Here is a 742-nt window from a genome sequence, read left to right as displayed (position 1 = left end):
CGATTGATCTCGTGGGACTTTGACCATAAAAACGGTCTTCTCAATTTCGAACTAGAGCGCACGTTCCGTATCGATTTAGATAATATTTCTGACTACATCAACTTTGCAACGAAAGCGAGCTTGGATGAAGCGCTTGTGGATGGCGCGTTTAAATCTCGTTTCTACTACTCGTTAGTGCACGAAAGTGAAGTGGCAACCGAAGGTTACCAACCGATCTTGTACCCAGTGGGTGATGAGAACGACATTGGTTTCTTCACCACATCGACGAAAAAGCTTAACCCAGTCACGAATAAATACGACCGTGATGTGGTTTACCTCAATCGTTTCAACCCAGATCAAGGCTCTATCAAATATTACTTGAGCGACAATTTCTTTGAAGAGAAGAACAAGTTGTTCTTGGATGCAACGCTGCAATCGATCGACAAGATGAACCAAGCGCTGAATGTATTTGGGGCGGATGCAGGCAAGCCTGAAATCGAGATTGTGAACAAAACCAAAGCGGCTGGCATACACCCAGGCGACCTGCGTTATAATGTGATTAACCTGATTGGCGAGCCTTTAGCCAACGGTCTACTTGGTTACGGCCCATCGGTTTCTAACCCGATGACGGGGGAAATCATCAAAGGCCACGTGAACCAATACGCAGGCGTTGCAAGAACGGGTGTACCTTTCTATTGGGATAACTTGGCGCGTTTCTATAATCGTAATCAACTGGACTTAGATGGCTTAGATCCATTGCCAA

Annotated in this window: 1 pseudogene; it reads left to right on the top strand. The window is 45.7% G+C overall.

The features are described 5' to 3' along the window. Window positions 1-742 (top strand): annotated as a pseudogene (locus tag R7093_RS25310) (MoxR-like ATPase); the annotation flags it as partial.

The organism is Vibrio sp. 1580 (assembly GCF_033340055.1).
The sequence above is the reverse complement of the archived record's forward strand: the minus strand, read 5'-3'. Positions and strand labels throughout refer to the sequence as shown.